The organism is Trichocoleus sp. FACHB-262 (genome assembly GCF_014696035.1).
Classification (GTDB): Bacteria; Cyanobacteriota; Cyanobacteriia; order FACHB-46; family FACHB-46; genus Trichocoleus.
The window spans coordinates 1-4,527 of sequence record NZ_JACJPK010000026.1 but is presented as its reverse complement, the minus strand read 5'-3'; the positions used below and the strand labels follow the sequence as shown (position 1 = coordinate 4,527).

General features: G+C 47.2%; 6 protein-coding genes. All 6 read right to left on the bottom strand.

The features are described from left to right. Nucleotides 1-89 precede the first annotated feature (89 nt). Complete coding sequence (locus tag H6F68_RS05250) at nucleotides 90-533, bottom strand: DEAD/DEAH box helicase (protein WP_190557061.1); 444 nt, start codon at nucleotides 531-533, stop codon at nucleotides 90-92. 606 nt (nucleotides 534-1,139) lie between these two features. After that, nucleotides 1,140-1,847: a hypothetical protein gene (locus H6F68_RS05245; RefSeq protein ID WP_190557059.1), complete on the bottom strand. Its 708-nt coding sequence runs from the start codon at nucleotides 1,845-1,847 to the stop codon at nucleotides 1,140-1,142. Nucleotides 1,848-2,327: 480 nt separating this feature from the next. Next, nucleotides 2,328-2,714, bottom strand: coding sequence for a hypothetical protein (locus H6F68_RS05240; RefSeq protein ID WP_190557058.1), 387 nt, complete (start codon nucleotides 2,712-2,714; stop codon nucleotides 2,328-2,330). 47 nt (nucleotides 2,715-2,761) lie between these two features. Next, nucleotides 2,762-3,622 carry a hypothetical protein gene (locus tag H6F68_RS05235; protein WP_190557055.1) on the bottom strand — a complete coding sequence of 287 codons (861 nt, stop codon included), beginning with the start codon at nucleotides 3,620-3,622 and terminating at the stop codon, nucleotides 2,762-2,764. A gap of 8 nt (nucleotides 3,623-3,630) precedes the next feature. Beyond that, nucleotides 3,631-3,999, bottom strand: coding sequence for a hypothetical protein (locus H6F68_RS05230; protein ID WP_190557053.1), 369 nt, complete (start codon nucleotides 3,997-3,999; stop codon nucleotides 3,631-3,633). A gap of 27 nt (nucleotides 4,000-4,026) precedes the next feature. Next, nucleotides 4,027-4,182 (bottom strand): ribbon-helix-helix domain-containing protein, encoded by a 156-nt coding sequence (locus H6F68_RS05225; RefSeq protein ID WP_190557052.1) that lies wholly within the window; start codon nucleotides 4,180-4,182, stop codon nucleotides 4,027-4,029. Nucleotides 4,183-4,527: the final 345 nt, after the last annotated feature.

Sequence of the window (4,527 nt, the reverse complement as noted above, 5' to 3'; positions counted from 1 at the left end):
ATTGGATGGATACCTTTCGCCTGTTGCCAAGCTCAGAGCTGGAAGTGGCAGAACTCAAAGTGGCTTGAGTGCAACTGATCAGTTTCCTCTCACCGTAGTAACAAAAGAAGGATAACATGCGCTTCGTCCAGAATGACAATGTCTGCCTTAAACTCTTTCCACCAATGGCGACGGGGTAGTGTTTGAACGCTGGCGATTTGAACTAGCGCGTCTCGGTTCTCTGCCCATCCAGCTTTAATGAAGCCACAATCGATGCCAAAGCGCCGTAACTTCTCAAAGGTTTGTTTGATGAGAACGTCGCGGTGGACAACGATTAGAACTCGTTGCCCTTTAGCAATGGCATCAGCAATCAGTGAACAAAAAATTATGGTTTTGCCAGCGCCAGTAGGAGCAACTACTAGAATCCGGTCGATCAAGCTGTCGTTGGTTCGATAAACCTCTTCCTTAACCCGTACCTGGTAAGGACGCAGCGTCATGGACTCGACTAGCGTTGGAAGTGTGGCGATCGCCTTCTGAGGTGCTAGAGCTATCATGCTGCACCTCCTGCTGTCAGAAGGTGCGATCGCAGGCGATCGAAAGATTTGATGAGTTCAGCTTGAGATTGAGTCCAGTTTTGAGACTCAATGTGTTGCAATGAGACGGAAGCCTATGCCACAATGGGGCCAGGAAAATATTTTTTCATGTGGGGTCGTCATGTATTTGGGGTACATGGCGGCCCTCTGCTTTTTCGTTTGCTCTAACCCATACCCTTTAGAAGAGGTTGAGTGTTAACGTTGAAATTAAGAAATATACTGACTGGTTGGCTGTCCCAGTTTTTGTGAATCGGGTGACACCGATTCGGCTTTGATAGAGCAAGCGAAAATGCAGAGAGCCAGCCTTTTTTTTTGCGGTTAAAGATGGATTTGATAGGCGGGACACTCTGACTTAAAAGCTAATGATTTTATATCTCCATAATTTTGCTCTCTTCCCTTACTTTGCCCCGTTAAGCAGGCTTCGAAATTTGGCTGTGTACCATTGATAAACCAAATCAGTTAAGCGATGACCTTGATTTTTAAGATAATCTGTTTTTACTCCTTGCCCCGCTTTGGGATTTAAGTTCTTAAATCCTTGCAGGGCAAGGGTTTAAGAGAGTACATATTTTATAGCTCGGGTAAAGGCAAGCTCCCCTTACCTCTTCCCGATGAATAACGTAGCTTTTCATCTTTTTCAAACACTACTTGACACATAGGATTCTCGGCTACTTCGTTAACGTACTCACTGTATGCCTTTAGAAAAGGCTTCCACTGCTTTCTATAAAACTCGCCAGGTTGTTCGGCCATTGATCTGGCTGTATCAATTAGACGATAGTAATGAGGCTCCTCTTCTGGGTCGCAAGGATTACCGTAGTCCTTCAGCGTTTTAAGATTTGACTTGTGTGTAACTAGCCAACTTCTTTTACTCTCTCCACTTCTACCGTGCTCAGTTATCGGCATGAGCGAGTTGTCGTGCATTTCCCAGGCAATGGCAAAAAACCAATGAGCAGCATTTGGGTAAGGAGTTTTCTGCCATGCATGGCACTGGGTACAGAGCTCTACAAGTTGATACAGGTATTCCCCAAAAAGCTTATAAATTTTCTGAGTTTTAGGTTGGAATCGTATAGGCAACTTGTGGCGATTGTTCCATTTCTTCTGATAAAGGTAATGAAGTCCAATCACCCAATCTACTTGGAGTTGCGTTATCAGAAATTTTTGGTTTTTGGTTAACCCTTCAGGCGGCGATAGCTCCTGAATCGCAGAAATAACCTGATCCCACGGGGGTGTAGCCTCTTTAACTGGAACTTGTAGAGCTTGCCTGATGTTGCTACTCATTATGCATTTCTTTAGTAGTAAAGAACGTTGCTTGTACCTTCAAAAATCGTCTCGAAGATTCATGCTGCACAACAGCCCTCTTCACCTTTATTTCAAGGGCATCTAAACTAGGGCTTTTAAGAGCGTCAGCTTTCCTCCTCACTTCCTCTGTTTTGATGTTGCTACCGCTTCGCAGCGCTCCAGATGCACCAATAGTGGCGATCGCCCTGCCCCTGGGACTCTGGGTTTGAAGTGGACCCCGAGCTTGAGCCAGTTTTCTTGCCTTCCACGACGAAGCCAATATGTTAATGCGTTTGGGTTTTTAAAGCCTAATTGCCAATAAGCTTCTTTGATAAGGAACCAAGAGCGTCGATCTGTCCGTGGTGGCCGAGCTAGTTCAGTCAGGATTTGTTCTAACTTAGATTCGATCCGAGCAGTTGCTTCTGCAAGGAGCGATAGCTGTGCTTCGATTTGAGTTAGTCGCTGCTCGGTATCCATTGCTCAGCCCCCATCGCCACGTCGCTGCTCTTGCAGATATTGCCAGATTCGATGGTTTTCTACTTGCAAGCCCCGTACAAAGGCGCGATCGGTCGCAGCTTCTGCACTATTTCTGTCAATCGCTTGAAGTAGTGCATCAACTAGCCCTGACAAGTTGTGCTGCTCATCCCTAATCTGATCAAGTTGGTTTTGACTGGCTTCTTGACGTTGCCTTAATTGGTCAAGCTGACTTTGACTGGCTTCCTGCCGCTGTCTCAGTTGATCAAGGGCTAGAAAAATAGATTCAGTTCTGGCATCAATGCCTTGGAACCGATTTACAACTTGTTCAGAAATAGTTGTGAGTCGTTCGAGCCGTCGGTCAATATCATCAAGTCTTTGGTCTGTTGCCATAGTTTCTCCAGAGCTGCGATCGCCTCATCCAACAATTTTCCTTGCCATCAAATTCCAGCTTCAATCAGCGCTTGCTGAAGCATTTCTGAGATTGCTAGCTGCTCAGCCCACTCTGCGAGGTAGGCATAGTTCAGAGTGTCAAGCTGAACTTTGAGAACCCCCAGGACATCACGCCACTGTTTCTCGGATTGGTTGCCACGCCCCCACAGCAGCTTTGCCAGGATTAAATCTTCAGGGGCAATCACCCACACTTGGAGCAGCTCAGCTTCATCGATCGCCTCTAAGCGGCGGCGGGCCATCTTTGAGCGATCGAAATCCGTATTGGCATTGAGAACAAGGTCAGCATTTAACAACTGCTGCATGTGAGTGACACTCAGTGTCTGCCCCCGTCCCTCTGCAATCTCCTCTACGGCTCCAGGTGGGCAATAGAAACCTGCTTGTCCCAAAGCTTCGGCAAGCTGAAAAATATCTTCCCGTCGCGCTTCAACGACCAAATCCATATCGCGAGTGGTGCGGGGGTCGCCATACATACTGGCTGCAACTCCACCCGTGATGTAGTAGGGAATTCTTAGTTGCTCAAAAATGGGGTGAAGTAGTCGGGCTATCTCACTAGGGTCTTGCGTCCACATGGCGGGGTCATTAGTTGGAGTCAGGCAAGGCAACCACTTTTCGCCCAAAACAGATTGAGCAAATCGCTCTCGAAACTTTGTTTGATTGGCTTTTTGCATCCCTCGCAAAGAGGCCGCTTTTGCCCATCGGGTAAGTCCTATGGCGATCGCCAATCGCTGAGTGTTGCTGCGTTGCCGCAAAAGCTGAAATTGAACGACATCAGCCTCAATGTCGGTGTCTAAAGCTTGGGGCCTATACCCAGGTTTGACGCTTGTTTTTTGGGGGATGGCTTGAATCATGGCGATCGCTAACCTGCCTTTAAGTTGTCCTGAGGAATGGATATAAGCTTCTCAAACTCGGTGACATGGATTTGCCACGTAGCACGTTCGCATGGCTCATCCTTGAGTCTAGGAACTTGGCGGTAATGCACTCCATACTGGCACTCACAATCTCGACCAAGCTCTCTGAATCGCTCAGCTCTGCGGACATGCTGCATCACGCCGCGCCTATCAATACAGAGAAGGTCAGCGGCATTCTGTGGTGATACCCAAGGACCGCTAATACCGTGAACCTGAAAGATTCGCTCCATCCATTCTTGCTGGGCGGCTAGTTTTTTCTGTTCAGCCTCCAACTTAGTAATCTGCTCTTGCAGGTAGGCAAGTGTTAGTTGTGCCATGTGCGATCGCTCCTTTGTGCGAACTAGCTACTTACCTTCTTCGGCATCCTTTAATTGCTCAATCATGAAGCTGATTTGAGAGGAAACTGATCTTTTTTGCTTCTTTGCATACTCCTGAAACCACTCCAAGAGTGGCTCATCCAAATATGCGGAAATTTTCTTTTTGTCGGTAGCCACTGTCATAGAAGGTAACTCTTCTCTAGAACTATACAACTCAAGCGTACCCTTGCTTAGTTATATAGTCAATCCACTGTAGAGTTGAAGAAGGGTTATAGTAGAGTTACTATGGAGTTACAAGAAGCGCAGGGAATGAAGCCACCCCACCCGAACGGAATCCAGAGCTTCAAACTCAAAAGGGCAACCGCCAGCTACTAACTAGCGATCGCCCCAATTTAATCCCTCAGGTTAGTCAGTTGTCCAGACCATCTGATACGGTTTCCGCTTCACAAACCCCTACTATTTTCAGCTTCTCTCCACCAGTGAAAGTGGGTGTGCTGATGAATCAGCTGGGGCAGGTTAGACAAGGTG

Excerpts from the sequence above, each read along its gene's own strand:
- H6F68_RS05230 (WP_190557053.1), bottom strand. The coding sequence starts at position 3,999 with ATGGCACAACTAACACTTGCCTACCTGCAAGAGCAGATTACTAAGTTG.
- H6F68_RS05240 (WP_190557058.1), bottom strand. The coding sequence starts at position 2,714 with ATGGCAACAGACCAAAGACTTGATGATATTGACCGACGGCTCGAACGA.
- H6F68_RS05250 (WP_190557061.1), bottom strand. The coding sequence starts at position 533 with ATGATAGCTCTAGCACCTCAGAAGGCGATCGCCACACTTCCAACGCTA.
- H6F68_RS05235 (WP_190557055.1), bottom strand. The coding sequence starts at position 3,622 with ATGATTCAAGCCATCCCCCAAAAAACAAGCGTCAAACCTGGGTATAGG.
- H6F68_RS05225 (WP_190557052.1), bottom strand. The coding sequence starts at position 4,182 with ATGACAGTGGCTACCGACAAAAAGAAAATTTCCGCATATTTGGATGAG.
- H6F68_RS05245 (WP_190557059.1), bottom strand. The coding sequence starts at position 1,847 with ATGAGTAGCAACATCAGGCAAGCTCTACAAGTTCCAGTTAAAGAGGCT.